Genomic DNA, 21,090 nt, shown 5'->3' on the forward strand with positions numbered 1-21,090 from the left:
GGGCCAGGACTATAGATCTTGGAACTGTCCCGGATAGACCTCGAGGCCAGTTACACCTCCTTAGTCTGCTGCTGGGGGTTGTCGTTGACGTGGGCGCGGTGGCCGCGGGTGACGGTGATGAGGTGTTCGTGGACGAGTTGGGTGATGGCTCGGTGGGCGGTGCTGGGGGCGACGTGGTGAGTGGTGGCGAGTTGTTGGACGGTGGGCAGGACGGTGCCGGGTGGGAGGGTGCCGTTGGTGATGGCGGTGCGTAGTTCGGTGGCGATTGTTTGGTAGGGGCTGGGTGGTCGTTTGGGTGGTGCGGGTGGCGGGTTTGGTGGCGAGCGGGGTGTGGGGAGGCGGCGCATGAGGATGCGGCTGGCGTGTTGGTCGGCTTCGCGGACCCAGGCGGCGTAGTAGGCAAGGGTGGTGCCGCCTTCGGAGTGGCCCAGGCGGGTGACTAGGCGGCGGTACTGCTGGGTGAGGGATCCGGGGAGGCGCCAGGTGGCGCCGTCGGCGCGGGGGGAGAACACGAAGCTGTCCGGGGTGAGGGTGGTGCCGACCGTGACGGCTCGGTGTTGCCGGGCCTTGGTGGTAGGCGGTGAGCATGGTGATGGTGTGGGGATCGAGGGTGATGTGGCGGCGTTGGTGGAGTTTGGTGTCTTTCTCCCTCCCAGGTCTCGGGGCCGGTCTGGGCGATGCTGGCTCTGAGCACCAGGACTCGGCGGGTCGCGTCGAAGTGGCGCCAGCGCAGGGCGCAGAGTTCGCCTCGGCGGGCGCCGGTGATCATGGCCAGCCAGACCAGTGGACCGAGGTCGGGGTGCGTCCAGGCCGCGTTCATGGTCTGGGCGGCTTCAGCCGGGGTGGGTGGTTGAGATTCCGGGTGTGGTTTGGGTGGCGGGTCGGCGTCTGGGGTGGGGCTGCGGTCGATCCAGTTCCAGCGGACGGCGCGGTGGTAGGCGCCGCTGATCAGGTAGTGGATCTTGCGGACCGTGGCGTGGGCCAGTGGTCGGCATTCGTGGGTCGGCTGCGGGTGTTGGCAGTGGTCGCGGCAGCGGAGGAATTCGGCGTAGTAGTGGTCCAGCAGCTCCGGTGGTCGCGGGGATCCGCGGGTGTCCCAGCTGTGACTGGATGAGTTTGGTGATCGTGCATAGGTAGGAGTGGCGGGTGGCGTGCGGCAGGGCCGGCTGGCGTGCCAGTGGTTCAGTGAGGGTGTCGTCGACGCGGGTTGGCGGCGTTCGTGGATCGGGGGCGGTCGTCGAGCCGCCGCCGCAGGTCGTTTGTACTGGGCTGTATCCGTACGCGTAGTTGGCCGCAGGGCAGGCGGCTGACGGGGCCCGGGTTACCTACGGGGTCCGGGGCTCGCCCCCGGCTGGGGTGTGGGGCTTGGCCCCCACAAAACACATCGACCCGATCATGGTCTGCGCTGTCTGCAGACATGACCGGGTCAATCGGGTGCCCTCGGCAGGATTCGAACCTGCGACACCTGCCTCCGGAGGGGCGGTTTCGACGCCTACTAGGGCCTCTACCAGCAACTATAGCAACAGGACGGGTCACTCTGGCAACGGAATCCCCGCGAGTTAACACCGTTTCGTTCCACGAACCGTTCCACGAGAATCCGTGATCGGACCCGGGCGTGTCGCCACCCGTCTGGGGTACCCCGGAGCGTGGGCCGGTCCTCGTGCGTCATGGGGTCATCGTAGGGCTTGCCGCCGGACTTCGCGTTCGGCGTGTGGAGCGCGTGGCGCATAGGAGCTCGACGCGCCTGTTACTCCGAGTAGTTGTGAGCGTAGCTTCTCTAGCTTGCGGCTGTCGCCGGCGCGTCAAACGTAAGGTGCTCGCCGCCTCCACGTGCGGAGCTATCTCGGGGGAGTGGGAGTAGGTGGTGCGGTCGAGTGGGTGTCATGATCGTGTCTGGGGGTGGGGGTGAGGATGGCGTCGAGGTCGGCGGTGCCCTCGGCTACGGCGTGGGCGAGTTCGGACAGGCGTTGGTTGTGGGCGCGGGCGTATCCGCGCAGTCTGGTGAACGCGTCGTCCATGTCGAGGTTTCCGCCGTGTTCGGAGAGCACTCCTTTGGCTTGTTCGATGACGACTCGGCTGTTGAGCGCGGTCTGTAGTTGTTCGGAGAGTAGTTCGTTGCGTTCGATCGCGCGTTGTTGCAGGATTCCGACGGTCGCGACGTCGGCGAGGGCCTGTCCCAGCTGGGTGCTTTCCTCGTCGACTCCGTCTGGTTGGGTGTTGAGCAGGGTGAGTACCCCGACGACTTGGCGGCGTAGTCGCATGGGCAGTGCTTGTGCCGCTCGGAATCCGCATTCGTGTGCCGCGGCGGTGAAACCGGGCCACCGTTCGTGCTCGGCGGTCAGGTCCGAGCTGGCGACCGGTTGCCCGTCGCGGACGCAGTCGATGCAGGGGCCGTCCTGGGTCTGCACGGCGAACAGTTCCAGTAGTTCTGCTCGCTCGGAGGAGGCGGACGCGACGCGCAGCCCGCCTTTTTGGTCGATGAGGATGACTCCGGCAGCGGAGATCTCGAGCAGGTCGACGCAGCGTTCGGCGAGCATGCTCAGGAAGTCCAGGATGTCGAAGTCGTCGACCAGGGTGTCGGCCAACGCGACAAACGTCCGGAACAGCCGCTGAGCTCGACCGTCTTCGAGCGCACTCGACCGGGCCGGGTCCTCTGATGATGCGGTCATGTTTCTATCCTCCCGGTTTCGAGTCGAAGCTCGCGGGCCACGATCTGGCGGGCCACCTCATTCAGAGGTATGTGGTGGGCGAAGGCGTGGCCACGGATGCGCAGCAGCGCCTCCTGCATGCTCAGCCTTAGTTGCACGGCGACGATCCCGGACGCTTGGTGGACCACGGCGTGGATGTCGGATAGCCACCCGACGTCCATCGGGTCCGCACCACGCAGATCGTCCAGCAGCGCCTGGGTGGCGATCTCGGCCAGCAGCAGCGCGTCGGTCAGCTCGCGTCGGCTCAACGGACCGGCGGTGGTGCGGTAGAGGTCCAGCACGCCGACCCGCACGACGCCGACCTGCAACGGAAAGGAGAACACCGCCGCTATCCCGGCAGCCAGCGCGCCGGAAGTGAACCCCGGCCAGCGGGCTCCATCGGCCGCCAGATCGGGCACCAGCACCGGGCCGCCCGAGTCGAACGCCTCCACGCTCGGGCCCTCTCCGACGGTCATGCGCAGGTCGTCGAGCAGCGCGCTGAGCGGGTCGGTGCCGCATACCAAGGCCTGGTTGCCGTTCGCTCTGGTGCCGCCCCGCACGCTCACCGCGGCGCCGGAGACCGACACCTCGGCCAGGCACAGCGCGCACACTCGGCGCAGCAGGGAGATCGAATCGCCGCCCCTGGCGTCAAGCAGCCCGAGCAGCCGTTCGCGCCGACCGCCGGCCATGCGCCTCTCCTCCTGGCCACAGCGGTGAACCCGCCCTCGATGGGGAGCACACACCCGCCCCTGAAGAAATGGTAAACACTCGCTGGCGAGTGGAGAATCCTTCGACAACCGGCGTACCTGCCTGCCCGCGGCTGTCCCGGGTCAGGGGCTTCGACCGTGGCGTCATGGAGTCGTCTCGTCCGATTACGGAGGGCGCATCATGCGAGGTCGCGGGGTCCAGCCGACAGGCCGGGCCGGGCCTGAGGCGCCCCTACCGGCTGGATGTCGGGCGGAGTTGTCGCCGTGGCCAGCGGGCATGCGTCCTGACTTTGGTGTTGGTGGCGGTCAGTGCCGAAGCGCGGTCGTGCTGGATGGGGAACAGGCCGACTACGGGCAGGCATTCCAGGGCTCGGCGGACGGCGCGGGTGTCCACGACCAGCTCTAGGGCGACCGCGGCTTCGGTGGTGCGGTCGAGCAGCTCAGTGAGGGTGAGGAGACCGCCGGCTGAACAGAACGGCACCCGGGATAGGTCCACGACCATGGCGTGTGTGTCCCCGCTGGGGTGAGCAGCGAGTTCATAGTCGAGTGCGGGCAGTGAGATGGCGTCGATGTCGCCCTCGATCACGACATGGGTGTATCCGGCGCTGGCGTGGATGACGGTTACCGCGAAGGGCGGTGCTGCCGTCGGATGGCTGTCGCGGGTAAAAGGGGGCTGGGTTCGAGTACACGGACGGGTCATGGTCTCTCCTGCTTCCGGCCACTGTGGCCCCGGCAGTGCCTGGTGGTCGAGCGGCTGCTGAGATCAGCGGTCATACGTCTCGAAGGCGTGGTCCAGGCCCGTAGGGACCTGACGCTACGCTCGGGAGGTTTGGCGGCAACACCCCCACCCACGGCGTTCATGACCCGTTCACGATGCGTCGGGCTGGCCAGCGCCTTGATCGGAGTTCTGTGGTTCTTTGCTCCCGGCCTGCTCTCAGTGGGAGCCCGCGCGCAGTGGTGCGCCGATCGCGTGCAGGTGTTGCAGCACATACCCGTAGGTACGCAGCCAGCCGCACTGGGCGTACTCGATGCCCCGCTGGGCGCAGAACTGGTGCACGAGCGGCTGGGCTCGGCGCAGGTGGGGCCGGGGCATGGAGGGGAACAGGTGGTGCTCGATCTGGTAGTTCAGTCCACCGAGGACGAAGTCCACCCAGACGCCGCCGCGGACGTTGCGGGAGGTGAGGACTTGCTTGCGCAGGAAGTCCGGCGAACGGCCTCCGGTCATGGTCGGCATGCCCTTGTGGCCGGGGGCGAAGGAGCATCCCATGTAGAGGCCCCAGAGGCATTGGTGTACCAGGATGAACACCACAGCGGTCAGTGGTGAGAGCACCAGGAACACCGCGGCCAGGTAGATGGCGAAATGCCCGGCCAGTAAGAAGATCTCCACGTTGCGTGCTCTTGTTCCTTTACGCCGCAAGGTTCGCACGCTGGAGACGTGCAGGCTGAATCCTTCCAACAGGAGCAGCGGGAAGAACAGGAACGCCTGGTACTTGGCCATCCACCGCAGGAAGCCGCGCTTGGCGTGGCCCTGGGCGCCGGTGAACGCCAGCACTGAGATGTCGAGGTCGGGATCGTCCTGCTCGTGGTTCGGATTGGCGTGATGACGGGTGTGCTGATCGATCCACCAGCCGTAGCTGAGGCCGACCATCCCGCCGTGGCAGAACCCCACCACGTCGTTCGCGCGGCGGGTACGGAAGATCTGCCGGTGGCCCGCGTCGTGCCCGACGAAGGACAGCTGGGCGAACATCACGGCGAAGAACGCGGCCAGGAACAGTTGCCACCACGAGTCACCGAGGTAGGCGAACCCCACCCAGCCCCCGGCGAACGCGAGGACATTGAGCGCGATCTTCCCCGCGTAGTACCCGTAGCGCCGGCGCAGCAAGCCGGAGCGCCTGATGATCTGGGACAAGTCCGCGTAGTCACGGTTCTGTGCAGCAGATTCGGGGGGCGAAATATCGAACGAAGTCACGAAAGGACCACCGCTTCCGGTCGCGTCGGACAGCGCACCGGGGGCTGGGGCGGCACCGCGTCACGGGGTGAACCCGCGAACTACTACCAGCGTCGCACGAGGTGGCCTGATCAGCAACCGGCCCGGCCGGTCTCGGGCAGGACCGGAGCGTGCCCGCAACCGCATTGGGTACGGCAGGCAACTCCCCGCACCGCAGACGTGGCTCTCACCTCCGGGAACCCGCACGGACCAACGCGTCGGCGCACGAGTTGTGCGTGCTCGGTGTCCCTGCGACGATCGCCGCAGATGCGGGATTTCATCCCCGTGATCGCCGGAGGTGCACAATGCTGATCCTGATCATCGTTCTGCTGATTCTGTGGCTGATCACCGCCGTCATCGGTTTCGCGTTCAAGGGCTTGATGTGGCTGGCCATCATCGGAATCGTGTTGTTCGTCGGCACCGCCGTGATCGGTTTCGTCCGCCGTAAAACCCTCCGCCGCTGAACCCGCACACCGTCACGTGCTCGAACCCCGTACAGCGATGCGGGCCAACCGTTGCGGTGTGGCCGGTCCACCGTGCGGATGTCGGGATCGGTGGCCAGGTCCGGGACGAAGCGCGCGATGGTGGTGTTGTTCCGGCCGAACAGCCAGCCCAGGTGCGCGTGCCAGAAACCCTGGGCCAGCGCGATCGGTGTGGTGCGGTAGAGCCACGGCGAGTGCGGGTCGCCGTCGGGTCGGAGAAGGCGTGGTGCTGGCGGTGGTCGGTCACCACCCGATGACCGGGCTCTGTGAGGCCAGGCCGCCGGTGATCGCCAGTGCGATGCGCAGCGGCCGGGCCGCGGTGAACGCGCCGTGGGTGAAGTACCGGTGATACCCGAGGGTGGACACCACGTAGAAGCCGCTCGGGAGCCCGAGGTCGAGCCAGCTCAGCCCCCACCCCCACACCAGCACCACCAGGGTGACCAGCGCGAGGAACGGGGCGATCAGGAACAGCCCGCCGGATCGTCATCAGCTCGGCCCGGGAGGCCCGGGAATGCTGCCCCGACACCAGAGGCTTGGCGCCGGCTGGACAGCGTGGTGCAGGGGTGGTCTGGTCGGGTGTGGTCATGATGGAGTCAATGCAGGTTGGACCTGGTGGGGTGCCGGGTTCGGCGTGGGCCAGGGAGCGTGACGCGGCGGATCAGGGTGGTGGCCACCGCGCCGATGCCCAGCCACACGAGGGCGGCGAGGCCGTTGTTGAGCAGTACCCGGGTCGTCGCGCTGGCCGGGGTGAATAGGTTGTCGAAGCCCAGGGATACCCCTGCTGACCAGTTGTGCACGAACGCCGCGACCCCGTTGGTGGGATTCGCGTCGCCCGCGACCATGATGATCTGCGCGATGAGCACCGCGGCGAATAGTCCGCACAGCACGGTGATGACCGTGCATGACACCTGGATCATGCGGATCCGGTTCCATCGCCGGTCGTCGAGGCCCTGGTCCTCGGCGAGTAGCGACGGGCGACTGGCGGGCGTCGGCACAAGACGGCCGGGGTCTGCGTTCGGATAAGGTTCTGGCTGCGTCATGATGGTGGTGTCCCTTGCTGTGGGTGATCCGGGGCGCGGAGTCCGGTGCCGTCGCCCGGTGGGTGTGCCTGTCATCGGCGGGCGCGGGTCAACGGCCAGTGCCTGCGGCTGCTACCGGTGATCGCGTGGTAGCCCAGGAGCAGGAGGGCGGATCCGATGATGGCGATGATCCAGGTGGGGAGGTCGAAGAAACGTCCGGTGGTGTCGACGTCGAAGAACGCCGTCGCGGCCCAGCCGCCGAGTAACGCTCCGGTGATGCCGATCAGGATTGTGACGATGATGCCGTGTTTCGTCCTGCGGCCCAGCAGTTTCTGGGTGATGACTCCGGCGACCAGGCCGAGCACGGTCCAGGCGATAATTCCCATACTCACAGAAACTCCTCAGTCCGCTAGATCGCGAATGTTCCGGCGATCAAGACACAGTCTCATGTGGATAGTCCATTGCGGACTTTCCTGGCGGTGGTGAACGGAACCTGGAGGATGGGCGATTCTCCAGTAGCGGTTTGACTGTCAGGATCGCCACTCATAATCGGTGGCACAGCCCGCGTGAATGTCTGCACAACCTCTCTTGGCGCGACTGCGACTCAGCGCGTCCGCCGCCAAGGTCCGGAGCAGTGTCCGTTGCACCATGATCCGCCGCGCTGAACGACGACGGGGCCCGACGGGAAGGAAACCACGATCGGGTGATGCCCTTCCCAGGGTAGACCTCTTCCCGGCCGGCGAACAGAGCCGATGCCAGACCGGTACCCCCGGTCGATTTGCGGGCGCCTCGTCCGTGCCGGGGCCCGGGTCGGCCTGGTGTGGATACGGTGTCAGTGCGGGGAGGCCACCAGGAACGTGAAGTGGCCGTCGATGTCCTTGCGGGCGTCGAGGACCTTGTCGGCGAGGCGGACACGGGTTTCGCGGGCGAGGAACACCTGGGTGCCCGCGGCATCGATGATGTCGTCGCCGGGTGCCGGGTGTGCGGCGATCTCAACGCAGAGCGCGGCACCGTCCTCGGGAAGACCGTCCAGCGTCATCCGCAGGCCACCCTCCCGCTGGACATCCTGGGCGGCGGTGAGCTGGTTGATGGCCTCAGTGGCGGACTCGGTCATGGTGAACATCGAGATTCTCGCTCTCTCCCACACAGATTGCGGGATACCGCCGACTGTACGCGGCCCGCGATCAACTCCCCCTCCCCGACCAACATTCCGGCCGGTCGACGGCCAATCGCGGTAACCGCGCTGTGAGCGGCCAGACGAGCCCGGCTGTCGCCGTCGTTCTCGCCGATCTCGGCGAACACATCCAGCAGTTCGAGAATGTCGGCCCGGCTGATGTGGACCTCGGCAGGCCGGTGGCCCAACTCGTCGAGTTTGATCCGCAACGCGATGAGCATGTCCGGGGCCTGGCCGACGGCGACCCCGCTGACCGGCCTGTCCGAGGAGGCTCCAGCGTGGCGGGCATGCTCGACGAACGCGGCGAGGCCGCCGCTACGGCCTAGACCCGACACCCTTGCACGCTCACCCGGAATGCCCTGGTGAGCGAGTTACAGGAGCGTGAGACAAGAAGGTGGTATCAGTGCCCGGTGCGTGCCCGCGCGAATTCCACAGATCCGTTCGCGGTCAGCCGGGCGGCTGATGCCGCCATCCGGGTCACGTGCCCTTTGGACCGCACCGGTTGCCGCCGGCGCGGTATCCCGGTCGACCCGCTGACGTTCTCGGTGCGGTGGCGGCTATCGGTGGGAATTTGGTCGCGCGTGGGTGACTTGTGGTCGTGTGTCTTGTTATCCCGGTGGAGGGCGCGAACGCTGTGGCGTTGAGGGTGTTGGTTGGATCCGGTGCCCTCATGCAGGCGGCACCGGGCAGTGACCCCAGAACCCGGTCATCACACCACCCCCGCAGGTCCGTGGCATCAGTCCCGGACTCCTTTTCACGGGTGGAAGGTTGGTCATGAGATCGACAGCACGAATCAGCACGGCAGGCCGGGCGGGTCGGGCCTTGATCGGCTTGGGCACCGCGGCCGGGTTTGTTCTCCTGGCTCCCGCCCAGGCGTGGGCGTTGCCGCCGGGCTGCACGCAAAGCGGCAACAATTTCACCTGCACCGCCGGGATCCCCGCCGGTCAAGTCCTCGACGGCACCAGCGCGGACAACGTCATCACCATCACCGGCGGTGCCGTGAACGGCACTGTGAATGGCCTCGCCGGTAATGACACGATCCGAGTCACCGGCACCGCCGGGGTCTCGGGCACCAACGGGCCACCGGGCGCCAACGGCACCGTGGGCACCCCAGCGGGGAGTGCCGGTGGCAATGGCGGAGCTGGCAGTGTCGGCGGGGCCGGTGTGGGGAGCACCGGGATCATCGACGGCGGTCCGGGCACGGACACCATCACCGTCACCGGCGGGGCCGGTGGTAACGGCGGCAACGGCGGGGCAGGCGGGCTCGGACTGGCCTCCGGCGCCGGTGGCGCCGGAGGCAACGGCGGCGTGGGCGGGATCGGTGGTGCCGCGAACGCCGGGACCATCACCGGGGCCGCCGGCAACGACACCGCCACCCTCACCGGCGGCAAGGGCGGCAACGGCGGGCTCGGCGGCCAGGGCGGCAACAGTGGTGCCGTCGCCGGTGGCGCGGGCGCTGGGGGTATCGGTGGAGCCGGTGCGGCGGGCGGTGTCGGGAACTCCGGGGCCTTCAACGGCGATCTCAGCGATCCCGGTCTCGACAATGTCACCGCCAACGGCGGTGCCGGCGGTACCGGTGCGGCGGGTGGCGTTGGTGGTTGCGGTCACGGCGGCGGCGCTGGTGGCGTCGGCGGTGCTGGTGGTGCCGGGGGGATCGGGAACTCTGGGACGGTCGGCGGCGGTGCCGGTGTCGACATCCTCAAGGCCAACGGTGGGCTCGGCGGCAATGGTGGCGTCGGTGGCAAGGGCGGCAACGGTTCCAGTGCCGTGCAGCCCGGTGGTGCTGGTGGCGTCGGTGGTGCTGGTGGTGCCGGTGGCGTCGGGAACTCCGGCAACCTCAACGGCGGGACCGGCATTGACAGCATCACCGCCACGGGTGGCAACGGCGGTAACGGCGCCGGTGGCGGTAACGGCGGCACCGGCTGCAGCGGCCCCGGTGGTCCTGGTGGCCTCGGAGGCGCCGCGGGTGCTGGTGGGCTCGGGAACTCCGGAACCATCACCGACGCTGCCGACACCATCGCCACCCCCAACGGCGTCAGCGGCCTCGCCGGCGGCAACGGCGTCGCCGGCATCAACAACGGCGGCATCTGCACCTGCTAACCCACAGAGATACAGCGGTATCCACGGGCAGCGGCACCATCACCGGGTAATACCGGCGACGGTGCCACTGCCCCCAGCCGTCGTGCCGCGCATCGTGCTCCGGCACACGCAAAGGGGAAAACCCCGAGCCTGTCCGGAGGTTTACCGCGTGCTCGCCGAGCACGAGAAAGTCCGGGCGTACCCCGACGCCCTCGCGCAGGCTCACGCCGACTTCGCCGCGCTGCGCACCGGCTCCTGATCGGTCGGTGGGGCAGCTGCTGTGTTGGGCGCGCGGCTGGTGCCACCCAGCATGAAATCGCCCAACCATCCGCCGCGTTCACACCACTTCCGGCTGTGTGGACGATCTGTCAGGGGTCCAGTGCGCGAGACGTGGCGGCGGTGAGCAGGGCGTGGCGGAGGTCGGCGCGGACGCGGGTCGCGTCGGCGGCGGAGAGGACGGCGGACTCTCCGGGAGGGGAGCAGCAGCACGACCTGGTGGTCGCGGGCGAGGATGCTCAGCTCGAGGATCCGGCCCACGACGTCACGGCGGCAGCGGTACTACCGTTAGCGATCGGTCTCGGCAATGTCCAACGCGAGGCGTTGCTGCGTCAGCGCCGCCACAAACAACAAGATCAGAGGGCGCTGGAGCGCCTCGTCGACGGTGAGCCGACACGCAGCGACGGCGAGCTGACCTACACCAATGTCGCCACGGAAGCAGGCATGGGCTGATGCGGGGCGGGTGTCTGCCGTCCACACTGGTGGGGTGGTCCTCGGGTATGTTTTCGCTGTTCTGGCGGCGTTGTCGTCGGGTAGTGGGTCGATCCTGGAAGCTACCGGGGTCCGGCGGGCTGGTGCCTACGGTGGCACGTCGCTCGATCTGGTGAGGTTGCGGCGGCAGTGGATCTACTTTCTCGGTCTCGGTGTGGATGTGCTGGGGTTCGTGTTCGCCGCGGCGGCGTTGCACCGCCTGCCCCTGTTTCTGGTTCAGTCGGTGCTCGCGTTCAGCGTCGGGGTGACGGCCACGATCTCCGCCTTCCTGGGCACGCGGCTGGGCGCGGCGGGATGGGTCGCGTTGGGCGTCGGCGCGGCGGGTTTGGTTCTGCTGGGGCTGTCCGCTGACCCGAGTCCGGCACACTCCGTCGCGATAGGGTGGCGGCTGGTCTTGCTGGGCATGGCGGTGGTGGTCGCGGCACTCGCGTTCTATGCCAAGCACCGGAACCGTCCGTGGACGGCTCCGGTGATGGCGTTCGGCGCCGGGCTCGGATTCAGCGTTGTTGGTGTTTCGGCGCGAACGCTGGATCTTGCCGGCCCGCTCTGGCGGATCGCTCTGGAACCGTCGGCATGGGCAATCGTCCTCAATGGACTTGCCGCGGCGGTGGTGTTCGCGATGGCGTTGCAGCAGGGCGCCGCGACGGCCGCGACCGCTGTCATGTTCACCACGAACACGGCGTTGTCTTCGCTGGTCGGGTTGGTGTATCTCGGCGACCGTGTCCGTCCCGGTTTCGCCGCCGCCGCGACCGCGGGCATGGTGCTGGCGATCGCCGGGGCGACCGGTGTTGCGGCCGCTTCACGGCGGCTCAGTGGCGGCGTTTCCGGATCAGGCGGCGGAGTTGGGTGATCCGCGTGGTGCCGAGGACCAGGGTGAGCAGGGTCGCGCCGACCGCGGCGATCAGCAGTGCCAGCGCCAGTGGTGTGCTCGCGGTCATCCACAGGAATGAGATCTCGGTGCTGCGGGTGTTCTGGGCGAGGAAGATGATCAGCGCGACGGTGAGCAGCCCCGCGGCGGCGAGGGCTACCCAGGCTGCTCCGGCGCGAGTCCGGGGCACGCCTCGGACCGCCCGCTGCGGCAGTGCCTCGGCGGGCGGTGTCGTTTCGGGTGTGGTCGCGGCGTGATCGCCGTCGGGTGGTGCGGGGATGGTTTCGGGATCGGGTGCGGGATGAGTTCGGTGTAGTAGGGGCATGATCAGCGGCTTTCGTTCATCGTTGGTGTTGGAGAGGTCTTCGTGCGGGCGAGGTGTTGCGGGCGTACCCAGCGGACGTCGTGGGCCCAGCCGAGTTTTTCGAAGATCCAGATGGTGCGTGCGGAGATGTCGATCTGGCCGGGCAGCATGCCGTGGCGGGCGCAGGTGGGGTCGGCGTGGTGGGAGTTGTGCCAGGATTCGCCCATCGACAGGATGGCCAGCGGCCAGAAGTTGGCGGATTTGTCGCGGCTGGCGAACGGGCGGGTGCCGATCATGTGGCAGATTGAGTTCACCGACCAGGTCACGTGGTGTTGCAGGGAGATCCGGGCCAGCCCGGCCCAGCAGAACGCGGTGATCGCGCCCCACCAGGACTGGGTGACCAGTCCGCCGATCCCGGCGGGGATCAGCACGCTGCACGCGACCCATACCGGGAACAGCCGGTCCACCATCCGGATGTCGCGGTCGGCGATCAGATCGGGGGCGAACCGGGCGTAGTTGGTTTTGTCCCGGCCGAACAGCCACCCCAGGTGTGCATGCCAGAACCCGCGGGCCAACGCGATCGGGGAGGTTCCATACAGCCACGGCGAGTGCGGGTCGCCTCCCCGGTCGGAGAAGGCGTGGTGGCGGCGGTGATCCGCTACCCACCCGATGACCGGGCCTTGGGCGGCGAGTCCGCCGGCGATGGCCAGCGCGACCCGCAGCGGCCGGGCCGCCTTGAACGCGCCGTGGGTGAAATACCGGTGGTAGCCGACGGTCACCCCGAGCGTGGTCAGCACGTAGAACCCGGCCGCCAGCCCGACGTCCAGCCAGCTCAGCCCCCATCCCCACACCAGGACCACGAGTGTGATCAGCGCGAGGAACGGGAAGACAAGGAACAGCCGGATCGTCGCCAGTTCGCCCCGGGAATGTTGCCCCGACAGCAACGCTTTCGGGCCCGCGGAGGAGCGGGGTGCTGGGGTGGTCACAGTGGTTGTGGTCATGGCAATCGCCATTTCAGATCGCAGAGGTAAGGCTCGACGCGTGCGAGGCACACCGGCCACACGCGCGGGGCCGGGACGGGTCAAGCGTGTTCGTACACGCGGCCGCCGTCACCCTCCCAGCGCTCGGCGGCCCGATCCGGTTCACCGACAAACTCGCCGCCGACCACGGCAGCGACCGTGACGGGATGGGCGGTGAGCAGCACATCGGTACCGTCGACGTTGTCCGGTCTTGACGCCGTCATCAGCACTCGATGCGCGGCCACGTCCGCCGTCTCCGGCGGCACAACCAGCAAGGTCAGGCGCGTCCGGCCACTCGACCCGACCACGGTCACGAGATCAGGAGCCTGCGAGAAGAACCCATCCAGCCGCACCACGTGGTCGCCAATCGCGGCCTTGCGCACGGCCAGATCCCAGATACTCAGGTTGTAGGTAATCCGCTCGATCCGGCCGAGCCGGGGCCGCAACGCGGCCAGCAACGCAGGCAACTCGGCGGACAGATTCCGCGATCGAGGCCACCAGGCGCCATCGACAAACCGTGTATTCGACGAGACCTGTGGCTTCAACTGCACCCGCGCTCGGGACGGCCCAACGGCCATCGCGGAACCGGTAGCGATCAATGTACTCGGGACCGACCTCATGTCGGTACTCCCACCTCCGGCCTGAACCCGCCAGCCGGACTGCCGTCGAGGACGACGCGGACTTGACTACCCGCATACGAAATGCTCTCGACACCATCGATCTTACGCCTTCCGGCGCACAACGGCGGATCCTCGACTCAAACAATGCCAAACCACAATGCGCGCGCTTGGTCACCGTGCGTGCTCGGCGCACAATGCCACCGACGCCGATCCGCAGGCGAGTTGGTTAGATCAGGCGGTCGGCTCCGGCCTGGGCAGCGAGTACCACTTGGTCACGGCCCCAGTTTGCGGACATCATCTCGGCGACGACGGTCGCGTCGGGTACCGCGGTTTGATTTGCCGATTTCTTTGACCAGTAGGTCGCCGAACTCGATGAAGTCGGCTGTGGCGGCGGCGCGGGCGACGGTGATCGCGTCGTCGATGACGTGCATTCCAGGGCGATCTGGACCGTGCGATGTCCGCGAGCCCGGCGGAACCGCCCACAGCAGGGCTAGGTGACCGGTGCTGATCTCCCGGAGCACGGTGACCAGCGGCTGGTGAACCGGACTCATCGCGTCATGGTCGAGGGGAGTGCGAGCCAGGTGCTCAACGAATTGTTCGCGGCCCCAGAACTGCAACAGGGCCCGAAATTGATCGTCTTCTACTCTTCACGGTGTCCCCGTTTCCGGGTTGTTCGGCAACTCGCCAGGGCTGGTGGGGTCCGAAAGGTAGACACGTACGGGTGCCTTTTCGTATTTGATATTCGTTTGGTGCTCCACTTCATGGTATGAGCCGGTTCGGTTTTCACCGACTTTGTTCCCGTGGTTCAGCAGTTTCGCCGGGCCTGCCGGGAGCTCGCCTTTATAGTGACAGGAGTTCCCTCATGAACATTCGCCGTATCGCGGCCTCATCTCTCGCCGTCAGCGCCCTCGCGGTGTTGACCATGGCGCCGATCAGCGCCGCCGCGTCCACCACGAGCTTCGCAGCGAACGCCCCTCCCGCGAGCTGCGCGACCGCTATCGCCGCTGCCGTGGACACCGCGAACGCGGCCACCGTCGCCGCGGCCAACGTCGCCGACGCCGCTGCCGCCGCTGCCGCGGCCAAGGCGTTCGCCGAGGGTGTCCTCACCGGGACGCCCGCCGCGATCAATGACGCCGCCGCCAACTTGGGTGCTTTCACCACCGCTGCCGCCACCGCCGCGGCGGCGAGCGCGGCCGCCCACGCCACTGCCGCCGCCGCGACCATCGGCGTCCTCGTCGCCTGCGCCAAGGCGTAGTTTCTCCAGCACCCGGAACACCAAGCCAGGAGCGGTGGTTCCTGGCCGTGTTCCGGGTCTCGCCGGCGCATCGTTGCCGGTTGTCATCCCGGAAAGCCACAAAAATTGGCACTGGGCCGTCCGCGGATGCGGGCGGCCCAGCCTGATGAGCGATGGTGGGGTGGAGCGAGGTGTCTATCCGATGCATCCGGGAACGGGGGAAGGGCTGCCGGTGCAGTTGGTCGCGATGTTGGCGGTGACGGTGGAGGTGTTGAGTGTGGCCGAGCCCGCGACGTAGTAGATCCCGCCGGGATTCACGGTTGCCGTGTTGGTGTTGACCACACTGCTGGTGAGGGTGAGTGTCCCGTTGACGCTGGCGATACCGGCGGCCTGGTTGGCGGTGTTGGCCTTGACCGTGCTGCTGGTGAAGGTGGTCGCGGCCGGCGTTCCGGTGCTGTAGATGCCGCCGCCGAGGCCGTCGGCGGTGTTGCCGGACAGTTCGCTGCCGGTGAGGGTTACCGCGCCGTAGTTGAGGATGCCGCCGCCGTTGTTGTGGCCGGTGGTGGCCGCGTGTCCACCGCTGAAGGTGACCGCTTTGAGCGTGATGCCGCCGGTGGGGTCGACCTGGGCGATGCGGAACGCGGACGCCGTCGGGGCGCGGGTGATGGTGTTGGCGTTGCCCTCGAGGGTGATGGGTGTGGTGATGATCGGCAGGCCGGCCGGGCCGTGCACGCCGTCGTCGCCATGGCTGGCGGTGAGGGTGTAGGTGCAGCCCGGGGTCAGGGTCACTGTCCCGCCGCCGGTGGCGTTGGCCGCGGTGATCGCGGTGACCAGCGCCGTTTCGCTGCAGGCAACGGCTGTGGCCTGCGCCTGCGCGGCCATGGGGAGGAGGACGCCGGTGCCGGCGGCCAGGATGGTCGCGCCGGCAAGGGTGAGCATGGTGCGATTGTGTCGCATGAGGACTTTCCTGGAACTGAGACCGATGGTGGAGGAGCAAGAAGCTCAAACGTTCCGCAGGAGCGGTCACCGGCGGTCAATGTACAACCACCCTGGACGCTACACCGGTCAACTGAAAATAGATAGTCCAATCTGGATTTTGTTCTCGCGATAATAGCACACATTCCGCACAAATGCGGAATGTGTGACTGGATCAACCGACCGCAGGTTTTCGTGATCACGGGCCGCCGCCTTGGCCGGATTCGTTATGGGCAATTGTGGATGTCGCTTTCGGACGAGGCCACGATGACGTTCACCGTGGCCAGGCCGAGGGGCCGTTGTCGGGGCTGGTGAACGGAATTTGTTCGTTGAGGATCAGTGAGACCGCGCCGAGGTTGACCGTGGCGTTCGGGGCGGGTTGGGTGGTGTGGCCGATCACCACGGTGTTGCCGACCTGCAGGACGTCGACGGTGGTGCTGCCGGTGGTCCCGCGCAGGTCGTGGTCGACGAGGAGTGGGCGACGCGCATCGTGATCGTCGGGATGGCAGCGCAGTTCACCGTCGTGTCGGCGACCGAGGCGGTGGCCGCGGAGGTGGCGGGGAACGCCGTCGTCGTCACGTTGGCGCAGAGCACGTGAGCGCTCACCAGTCCGCTCAGCGTCGCCACGCACGGAGTTGACGTGGTCGATGAGGAGGCGCGGTCGAGACGAAGCCGGTGTCCAGGGTTTCCGGTCGCCGTGAGCCCGTGGGCGACCGGAAATTCTTGCTCCGCGGGGGCGCTTGAAAGATCCTGTTATAGGCCGATTCGGGAAGTGTTGTCACTCATGCGGCCGAGTGGTAAATTTTGCGGAATCACACGATCGGGGCTTTCGAGGCCATGGCGGGTGCGTTTCGCTGGTTCAGGTCTACGGTGGGCTCCGCAGCTCAAGACCTCGGCCGCACACGTATTTTTCGCGAAGATGCGCCAGGAAGGTCATTTTCTCACCTTGGGTGCGTCTTCAGATGAAGGAGTATCTGTGATGGTGAAACTCGCGCAACGTTTCTTGCTGGTGACCGCGGTTGCCGGTGTCATGATCCTGGCCGGTCAGTCACTGGCCGGCGCGGCGATTCTGCCAGAAGCCGCATCCTCGCCCGCCATGGCGGGCAATGCCGCCAGCCCCGGCACCGGCATCCCCATTCTCGGTGGCCTCGTCGACTCGGTTGTCGGGATTGTCACCGGCACCGCCTACGGCATCGGCGATGCCGTCAAGGCCGTTCTGGCCTCGCTGACCGGAGGCGCTCTCTGACATCCACAGGCGGGATCCCTGACTACGCCTGCCCGGAGTAGCGACACGGACGTCACCGAGGGGGTTCCTCTTCAGGTGTCGCCGCGCAGATGGCCCGCGCTTCGCGGAAGTCGCGTCGTGGGCAAGTCCTGAGCCACACAGGAGACCCTTTTTTCCTTCAACGGTCTATCAGGTGCGGCGGAACTGCTGTTCATGTCGTCGCACCGAATTGTCCTGCAAAAGAATCCGCATAGTCCGATCGTTTCCGCTGCCGCGCATTCGTGTCGCGGCAGCGACCCAACCATAGGGGTTGATCATGAGATCGACAGCACGTGTCAGTACGGCCGGTCGTATCCATCGGGGTCTGATCGGTGTGGCTACCGTGGCCGGGTTCGCGGTGGCGGCCCCCGCGGTGGCCCACGCTGATCCGGCCGGGTGCACCCGCACTCCCAACGGATCCGGCGACGACATTGTGTGCACCGCCGGTATCCCCGGCGGTCTCACCCTGACCGGCACCGCCGGTAACGACAACATCACCATCACCGGTGGCCCGGTGAACGGCAGCGTCCTTGCCCTCGCCGGAATCGACACGATCACCGTCACCGGCACCGCGGGCACCATGGGCATCGCAGGCGGTGCCGGTGACCCCGGCACCAGCACCCATCCGGCCGGGTTCGCCGGCGGCGCCGGTGCGGCCGGTGGTGTGGGTGGTATCGGGGTCGGTAGTGCCGGGATCCTCGACGGCGGTGACGGCACGGACACCATCACCGTCACCGGCGGGCTCGGCGGCGTCGGAGGTGCCGGTGGCGCCGGTGGCGCCGGGGTCCTCGGGGGTGCCGGTGGCGCTGGTGGTGTCGGCGGTGCTGGTGGAGCCGGGGGCATCGGCAGCTTCGGTGCTCTGCGCGGCGGGCTCGGGAACGACAGCATCACCGTCACCGGTGGTGCCGGGGGCCTCAGCGGCCTCGGCGCGGCCGGCGGGGTGAGCGGCCCCAGCGCCGGAACCGGTGGTGTCGGTGGCGTCGGCGGCGCGGGAGGTGTCGGCGGTATCGGGGTCGGTAGCTCCGGAACCATCACCGGCGACGACGGCCTCGACACCCTCACCGTCGCCGGTGGCGCCGGCGGGATCGGTGGTCTGGGCGGCGCCGGTGGCTGCGGTCACGGCGGCGGCGCCGGCGGCTTCGGCGGCGTCGGCGGAGCCGGGGGCGTCGGTAGCTCCGGGAACCTCAACGGTGGTGGAAGCAACGACACGCTCAAGGTCACCGGCGGGCTCGGCGGAAACGCCGGGGCTGCAGGCAAGGGCGGCAACGGCTCCACCACCGGCGAAGTCGGAGGTGCCGGCGGTGGCGGCGGCGCCGGTGGCGCTGGCGGTGTCGGTAACTCCGGAACAGTCGGCGGCGGCCTCGGAGACGACAACCTCACCGTGACCGGCGGCCAGGGCGGTACCGGCGGCACCGGCGGGAACGGCGGCACCGGTTGCTCCCCCGGCGCGGGCGGTTCCGGCGGCTCCGGCGGCACCCTCGGCGCCGGTGGCGTCGGCAACTCCGGGACCGTCGACGGCGGTGACGGCACAGACACCCTCGTCCTCACCGACGGTGCCATCGGCCTGGGCGGCGCCAATGGCATCAACGGCACCACCAACACCGGGGTTTGCACCTGCTGACCGGTAGCCGCGCGCTTTCCAGCCAGTCACCGGAAAGCACAGAGCCACCGCGTACGTCGTGGGCCGCCTGTCGAGAATCGATCGTCATCCTCGACAGGCGGCTTTGCGAGCGTGGCCCGCGCCGGGATGTCCTTCCGGTCGGGTTTACGCGCTCGCCAGGCGTATACAACAAACGCGCGATCGAGCAGATCGAGCGAGTTCGCATCGATTTCCCCGACGACCGTTACCTGCGTGCAGCCAGCACCGTTGCGGGTCACCGTCACAGCGAATCGGTGCGCTTCCACGTGATAATCCTCGAGCCGGGCCTGGGCTTGAGTACTCATGATCGCTCCTGCTCCCGGCCGCTTCCGGCCCCGGCAGTGTGCGCCGCGTTCGCGTGATCAGCCAGGACCCGCAGCCATCCGTGTGCGAAGGCAAGGTCCAGGCCCCGTGTCGGCCTCACGCTACGCGTGTTCGGGTCCGCGAGCGACACCCACGCGGAGCGGCATCGACGCGCCATTCACTGACACAGCAGGCGCCGGGCGCCGTGCTCGCGGGCAGGAGTGTCCGATGAATGGTGGACTCGGTTGGCATTCGAGCTAGTGGTCCGTCGGTGAATTAGCGGGTAGGTGGAGCTATGGGAATCGTCTCTGACCTGACCACTGCGATCGCGACCCGGGCCGAACGCTGAAACGATGATCCACAGCCCTTTATCCGGGAGGCCACCACCGAAGAGATCATCGCCAAGATTCAACGCGGGCGGGCCGCCCTCCACCAGATCAAAACACAGACAGGCCCCTAGCTGTTGGCGCCGCCAGTTGTGATCGCCGTAGGATACATGGACTGGGCCGTGCGCATTGCCATGTCGAATCCGAGGTGCAGCAGAGCAGCCCACGGCTCTGCGCGCTTCACGCGAATCGCAGACTTCAAGATCGCATAGCAAATCAGACCAGTAATCGGTACGAACGCGATCTTGAGCCATAGTGGTACGTTGGAGGCCACCAGGATGTTGCCAGCAAGCAGCCCCACGGGGCTCAGCGTTGACAGAAGGATATTGACCTCGATTTCCATGTGTTCGATACCGAGCAGTGGTGCGTACTGCCGAAGCCAATTTTTGTTGTACGTGAACACGGTCGTCGAATGCGTAACGTCGCCTTTCCTCACTCCACTTCCCTGGACTGGCGGAACTGCGACATCCGGCTGGCTTTCTCTCTCGTTCAGCTCGCGATCCAAATGGCGTAGGACCGGGTGCAAAGTCACGAGGTCGTCGGTAAACCGGTCGCCGAAAAACCTGCGAACAAGGACCCAGTCAGACGGTGACACCGTGCGCCTCCGCGTTGGAAAGCGATCAAGAAGCTTGTCAGTCATCAATAGGGTCATGAAGCCAAGTTCGCGAGTAAGGTAGCCAATCACGTAGGCACCGGACACCCCCAGAATGACGAGTAAGACCAGGCCAGCGCCCGTGATGCTGCCGAGGCTTTTCCACAGGGAACCAATGTCGACCTGAGCGACCTTGGCTGCTAGGACAGTCAACTCCGTCAAAACAACCACGCCGGGCAACAAGACGCTTGCGATCTCTTTGGTGACGTAAAAGCCGAGCCCGCTGGACATCGGTCTCATCGTCGTTGCAAGCCCGCTCGCGAGTTCCATACCGTCACCAAGTACTTCCCGATCCGTCGTGTCGTCCGCTCATACAGAGTACCTGTGCTGGCTAGGGGCCTGTCTGTGTTTTGATCTGGTGGAGGGCGGCCCGCCCGCGTTGAATCTTGGCGATGATCACTTCGGCGGTGGCCTTCCGGATAAAGGGCTGTGGATCATCGTTTCAGCGTTCGGCCCGGGTCGCGATCGCAGTGGTCACGTTAGAGACGCTGATGAAGAGGCCTCGGCGCAGGCGGCGGTGGCCCAGCCACTTCACGATCGCGGGGGTGGAATGGGCGGAAAGGTTGTCCAGAACCAGGTAAACAGTCAGTCCACATGGGACCAACTTGTCGATCTGTTTGAAAGACCGCAGGATGTCGGTGCCAGTTGACTCTTCTGCGCGGTAAATCGGGTTGCGGGAAGAGCTCCACTGCGCTCGCGGTGCGCTCACGGTTGGGCCGTACTTGCGCGCTTGTGCAGCAGGACGTGATGCGGCTTACCGTGCTCAAAGAGCGCGACGTTCCCGACGGCGTCAACATCGGCCTGATTTCCACCGTGGCCCGCTGCGCCCTCGATCACGGTTATCACGTGATCATCGAAGGGATCTTGCACGCCGAGCGATATGCCGCGATGCTCACCGAACTCGCCGCCGATCACCGCGGCGC

General features: G+C 67.1%; 26 protein-coding genes, 1 tRNA gene and 1 pseudogene. 11 read left to right on the plus strand and 17 right to left on the minus strand.

Going from position 1 to position 21,090, the window contains the following annotated elements; translation table 11 throughout:
* Window positions 1-50: 50 nt before the first annotated feature.
* The 6 genes from FXO23_RS21280 to FXO23_RS21305 all read right to left on the minus strand — a co-directional run bounded on the left by FXO23_RS21280 (window position 51) and on the right by FXO23_RS21305 (window position 5,303).
* Complete coding sequence (locus FXO23_RS21280; RefSeq protein ID WP_158887131.1) at window positions 51-512, minus strand: GntR family transcriptional regulator; 462 nt, start codon at window positions 510-512, stop codon at window positions 51-53.
* Between the two features lie 923 nt (window positions 513-1,435).
* A tRNA-Arg gene (locus FXO23_RS21285) sits at window positions 1,436-1,502 on the minus strand.
* A 336-nt stretch (window positions 1,503-1,838) separates the two neighbouring features.
* Entirely contained in the window at window positions 1,839-2,669 is an 831-nt protein-coding gene (locus FXO23_RS21290; protein ID WP_158887132.1) for a GAF and ANTAR domain-containing protein, read from the minus strand.
* Window positions 2,666-3,376: a GAF and ANTAR domain-containing protein gene (locus tag FXO23_RS21295; protein WP_158887133.1), complete on the minus strand. Its 711-nt coding sequence runs from the start codon at window positions 3,374-3,376 to the stop codon at window positions 2,666-2,668. Before FXO23_RS21295 ends, FXO23_RS21290 begins: the two co-directional genes overlap by 4 nt.
* 250 nt (window positions 3,377-3,626) lie before the next feature.
* Window positions 3,627-4,094: an STAS domain-containing protein gene (locus FXO23_RS21300; protein ID WP_158887134.1), complete on the minus strand. Its 468-nt coding sequence runs from the start codon at window positions 4,092-4,094 to the stop codon at window positions 3,627-3,629.
* Between the two features lie 234 nt (window positions 4,095-4,328).
* Window positions 4,329-5,303, minus strand: coding sequence for a fatty acid desaturase family protein (locus FXO23_RS21305; RefSeq protein ID WP_425484884.1), 975 nt, complete (start codon window positions 5,301-5,303; stop codon window positions 4,329-4,331).
* A gap of 383 nt (window positions 5,304-5,686) precedes the next feature.
* On the opposite strand from FXO23_RS21305, the gene FXO23_RS50775 reads away from it, so the two are divergent.
* Window positions 5,687-5,845 (plus strand): hypothetical protein, encoded by a 159-nt coding sequence (locus FXO23_RS50775; protein WP_179956828.1) that lies wholly within the window; start codon window positions 5,687-5,689, stop codon window positions 5,843-5,845.
* 62 nt (window positions 5,846-5,907) lie between these two features.
* On the opposite strand, the pseudogene FXO23_RS21310 reads toward FXO23_RS50775, so the two are convergent.
* The 4 genes and pseudogenes from FXO23_RS21310 to FXO23_RS21325 all read right to left on the minus strand — a co-directional run.
* Window positions 5,908-6,334: pseudogene (locus tag FXO23_RS21310) on the minus strand (fatty acid desaturase); the annotation flags it as partial.
* 122 nt (window positions 6,335-6,456) lie between these two features.
* The gene (locus FXO23_RS21315) at window positions 6,457-6,903 is read right to left on the minus strand and encodes a hypothetical protein (RefSeq protein WP_158887136.1); all 447 of its coding nucleotides are present in this window, start codon (window positions 6,901-6,903) and stop codon (window positions 6,457-6,459) included.
* Window positions 6,904-6,974: 71 nt separating this feature from the next.
* On the minus strand, window positions 6,975-7,268 hold the full coding sequence (locus FXO23_RS21320; RefSeq protein ID WP_158887167.1) for a GlsB/YeaQ/YmgE family stress response membrane protein: 294 nt from the start codon (window positions 7,266-7,268) through the stop codon (window positions 6,975-6,977).
* Between the two features lie 446 nt (window positions 7,269-7,714).
* Window positions 7,715-7,996 (minus strand): iron-sulfur cluster biosynthesis protein, encoded by a 282-nt coding sequence (locus FXO23_RS21325; RefSeq protein WP_158887137.1) that lies wholly within the window; start codon window positions 7,994-7,996, stop codon window positions 7,715-7,717.
* A 131-nt stretch (window positions 7,997-8,127) separates the two neighbouring features.
* Here FXO23_RS21325 and FXO23_RS21330 point away from each other — a divergent pair, with 131 nt between their 5' ends.
* The 5 genes from FXO23_RS21330 (at window position 8,128) to FXO23_RS21350 (ending at window position 11,753) form a co-directional block, all read left to right on the plus strand.
* Window positions 8,128-8,382: a hypothetical protein gene (locus FXO23_RS21330; RefSeq protein WP_158887138.1), complete on the plus strand. Its 255-nt coding sequence runs from the start codon at window positions 8,128-8,130 to the stop codon at window positions 8,380-8,382.
* A gap of 496 nt (window positions 8,383-8,878) precedes the next feature.
* Window positions 8,879-10,156: a hypothetical protein gene (locus FXO23_RS52280; protein WP_158887139.1), complete on the plus strand. Its 1,278-nt coding sequence runs from the start codon at window positions 8,879-8,881 to the stop codon at window positions 10,154-10,156.
* Window positions 10,157-10,217: 61 nt separating this feature from the next.
* Window positions 10,218-10,394 (plus strand): hypothetical protein, encoded by a 177-nt coding sequence (locus FXO23_RS21340; protein WP_158887140.1) that lies wholly within the window; start codon window positions 10,218-10,220, stop codon window positions 10,392-10,394.
* A gap of 236 nt (window positions 10,395-10,630) precedes the next feature.
* Window positions 10,631-10,864: a hypothetical protein gene (locus tag FXO23_RS21345; RefSeq protein ID WP_158887141.1), complete on the plus strand. Its 234-nt coding sequence runs from the start codon at window positions 10,631-10,633 to the stop codon at window positions 10,862-10,864.
* A gap of 34 nt (window positions 10,865-10,898) precedes the next feature.
* Window positions 10,899-11,753, plus strand: a complete 855-nt coding sequence (locus tag FXO23_RS21350) for a hypothetical protein (RefSeq protein WP_158887142.1) — start codon at window positions 10,899-10,901, stop codon at window positions 11,751-11,753.
* On the opposite strand, the gene FXO23_RS21355 is transcribed toward FXO23_RS21350, so the two are convergent.
* From FXO23_RS21355 to FXO23_RS21370, 4 genes are all read right to left on the minus strand, one after another.
* Window positions 11,713-12,096 (minus strand): lipopolysaccharide assembly protein LapA domain-containing protein, encoded by a 384-nt coding sequence (locus tag FXO23_RS21355; RefSeq protein WP_158887143.1) that lies wholly within the window; start codon window positions 12,094-12,096, stop codon window positions 11,713-11,715. The genes FXO23_RS21350 and FXO23_RS21355 overlap by 41 nt on opposite strands.
* Before the next feature lie 2 nt (window positions 12,097-12,098).
* Complete coding sequence (locus FXO23_RS21360; protein ID WP_158887144.1) at window positions 12,099-13,076, minus strand: acyl-CoA desaturase; 978 nt, start codon at window positions 13,074-13,076, stop codon at window positions 12,099-12,101.
* An 80-nt stretch (window positions 13,077-13,156) separates the two neighbouring features.
* The gene (locus tag FXO23_RS21365) at window positions 13,157-13,714 is read right to left on the minus strand and encodes a DUF5994 family protein (RefSeq protein WP_343034500.1); all 558 of its coding nucleotides are present in this window, start codon (window positions 13,712-13,714) and stop codon (window positions 13,157-13,159) included.
* Window positions 13,715-13,986: 272 nt separating this feature from the next.
* Entirely contained in the window at window positions 13,987-14,331 is a 345-nt protein-coding gene (locus tag FXO23_RS21370) for a hypothetical protein (protein WP_158887146.1), read from the minus strand.
* Window positions 14,332-14,576: 245 nt separating this feature from the next.
* Between FXO23_RS21370 and FXO23_RS21375 the strand changes: the two genes are divergently transcribed.
* A complete protein-coding gene (locus tag FXO23_RS21375; RefSeq protein ID WP_158887147.1) occupies window positions 14,577-14,969 on the plus strand; it encodes a hypothetical protein in 393 nt (130 codons plus the stop codon).
* A gap of 174 nt (window positions 14,970-15,143) precedes the next feature.
* Here the strand turns inward: FXO23_RS21375 and FXO23_RS21380 are convergent, their stop codons facing one another.
* A complete protein-coding gene (locus tag FXO23_RS21380; RefSeq protein ID WP_179956829.1) occupies window positions 15,144-15,887 on the minus strand; it encodes a hypothetical protein in 744 nt (247 codons plus the stop codon).
* Window positions 15,888-16,311: 424 nt separating this feature from the next.
* Between FXO23_RS21380 and FXO23_RS21385 the strand changes: the two genes are divergently transcribed.
* From FXO23_RS21385 to FXO23_RS52285, 3 genes are all read left to right on the plus strand, one after another.
* Window positions 16,312-16,521: a hypothetical protein gene (locus FXO23_RS21385; protein WP_158887148.1), complete on the plus strand. Its 210-nt coding sequence runs from the start codon at window positions 16,312-16,314 to the stop codon at window positions 16,519-16,521.
* Between the two features lie 381 nt (window positions 16,522-16,902).
* Window positions 16,903-17,169, plus strand: coding sequence for a hypothetical protein (locus tag FXO23_RS21390; protein WP_158887149.1), 267 nt, complete (start codon window positions 16,903-16,905; stop codon window positions 17,167-17,169).
* Window positions 17,170-17,521: 352 nt separating this feature from the next.
* Window positions 17,522-18,808, plus strand: a complete 1,287-nt coding sequence (locus FXO23_RS52285; protein ID WP_158887150.1) for a hypothetical protein — start codon at window positions 17,522-17,524, stop codon at window positions 18,806-18,808.
* Between the two features lie 26 nt (window positions 18,809-18,834).
* Here the strand turns inward: FXO23_RS52285 and FXO23_RS21400 are convergent, their stop codons facing one another.
* Window positions 18,835-19,131: a hypothetical protein gene (locus tag FXO23_RS21400; protein WP_158887151.1), complete on the minus strand. Its 297-nt coding sequence runs from the start codon at window positions 19,129-19,131 to the stop codon at window positions 18,835-18,837.
* Between the two features lie 454 nt (window positions 19,132-19,585).
* On the minus strand, window positions 19,586-20,437 hold the full coding sequence (locus FXO23_RS21405; protein ID WP_158887152.1) for a hypothetical protein: 852 nt from the start codon (window positions 20,435-20,437) through the stop codon (window positions 19,586-19,588).
* A gap of 462 nt (window positions 20,438-20,899) precedes the next feature.
* Between FXO23_RS21405 and FXO23_RS21410 the strand changes: the two genes are divergently transcribed.
* Window positions 20,900-21,090: P-loop NTPase family protein (locus FXO23_RS21410; protein WP_484476993.1), on the plus strand; the 191-nt coding region annotated here is incomplete at its 3' end.

The sequence above is a fragment of the Amycolatopsis anabasis genome, from assembly GCF_009765355.1.
Classification (GTDB): Bacteria; Actinomycetota; Actinomycetes; order Mycobacteriales; family Pseudonocardiaceae; genus Amycolatopsis; species Amycolatopsis anabasis.

Coding starts and splice junctions, on each gene's coding strand:
- FXO23_RS21290 (WP_158887132.1), bottom strand. CDS start 2,669: ATGACCGCATCATCAGAGGACCCGGCCCGGTCGAGTGCGCTCGAAGAC.
- FXO23_RS21295 (WP_158887133.1), bottom strand. CDS start 3,376: ATGGCCGGCGGTCGGCGCGAACGGCTGCTCGGGCTGCTTGACGCCAGG.
- FXO23_RS21355 (WP_158887143.1), bottom strand. CDS start 12,096: ATGCCCCTACTACACCGAACTCATCCCGCACCCGATCCCGAAACCATC.
- FXO23_RS21400 (WP_158887151.1), bottom strand. CDS start 19,131: ATGAGTACTCAAGCCCAGGCCCGGCTCGAGGATTATCACGTGGAAGCG.
- FXO23_RS21360 (WP_158887144.1), bottom strand. CDS start 13,076: ATGACCACAACCACTGTGACCACCCCAGCACCCCGCTCCTCCGCGGGC.
- FXO23_RS50775 (WP_179956828.1), top strand. CDS start 5,687: ATGCTGATCCTGATCATCGTTCTGCTGATTCTGTGGCTGATCACCGCC.
- FXO23_RS21315 (WP_158887136.1), bottom strand. CDS start 6,903: ATGACGCAGCCAGAACCTTATCCGAACGCAGACCCCGGCCGTCTTGTG.
- FXO23_RS21390 (WP_158887149.1), top strand. CDS start 16,903: ATGGTGAAACTCGCGCAACGTTTCTTGCTGGTGACCGCGGTTGCCGGT.
- FXO23_RS21320 (WP_158887167.1), bottom strand. CDS start 7,268: ATGGGAATTATCGCCTGGACCGTGCTCGGCCTGGTCGCCGGAGTCATC.
- FXO23_RS21405 (WP_158887152.1), bottom strand. CDS start 20,437: ATGGAACTCGCGAGCGGGCTTGCAACGACGATGAGACCGATGTCCAGC.
- FXO23_RS21375 (WP_158887147.1), top strand. CDS start 14,577: ATGAACATTCGCCGTATCGCGGCCTCATCTCTCGCCGTCAGCGCCCTC.
- FXO23_RS21300 (WP_158887134.1), bottom strand. CDS start 4,094: ATGACCCGTCCGTGTACTCGAACCCAGCCCCCTTTTACCCGCGACAGC.
- FXO23_RS21380 (WP_179956829.1), bottom strand. CDS start 15,887: ATGCTCACCCTTGCCGGCGCGACCATCCTGGCCGCCGGCACCGGCGTC.
- FXO23_RS21325 (WP_158887137.1), bottom strand. CDS start 7,996: ATGACCGAGTCCGCCACTGAGGCCATCAACCAGCTCACCGCCGCCCAG.
- FXO23_RS21365 (WP_343034500.1), bottom strand. CDS start 13,714: ATGAGGTCGGTCCCGAGTACATTGATCGCTACCGGTTCCGCGATGGCC.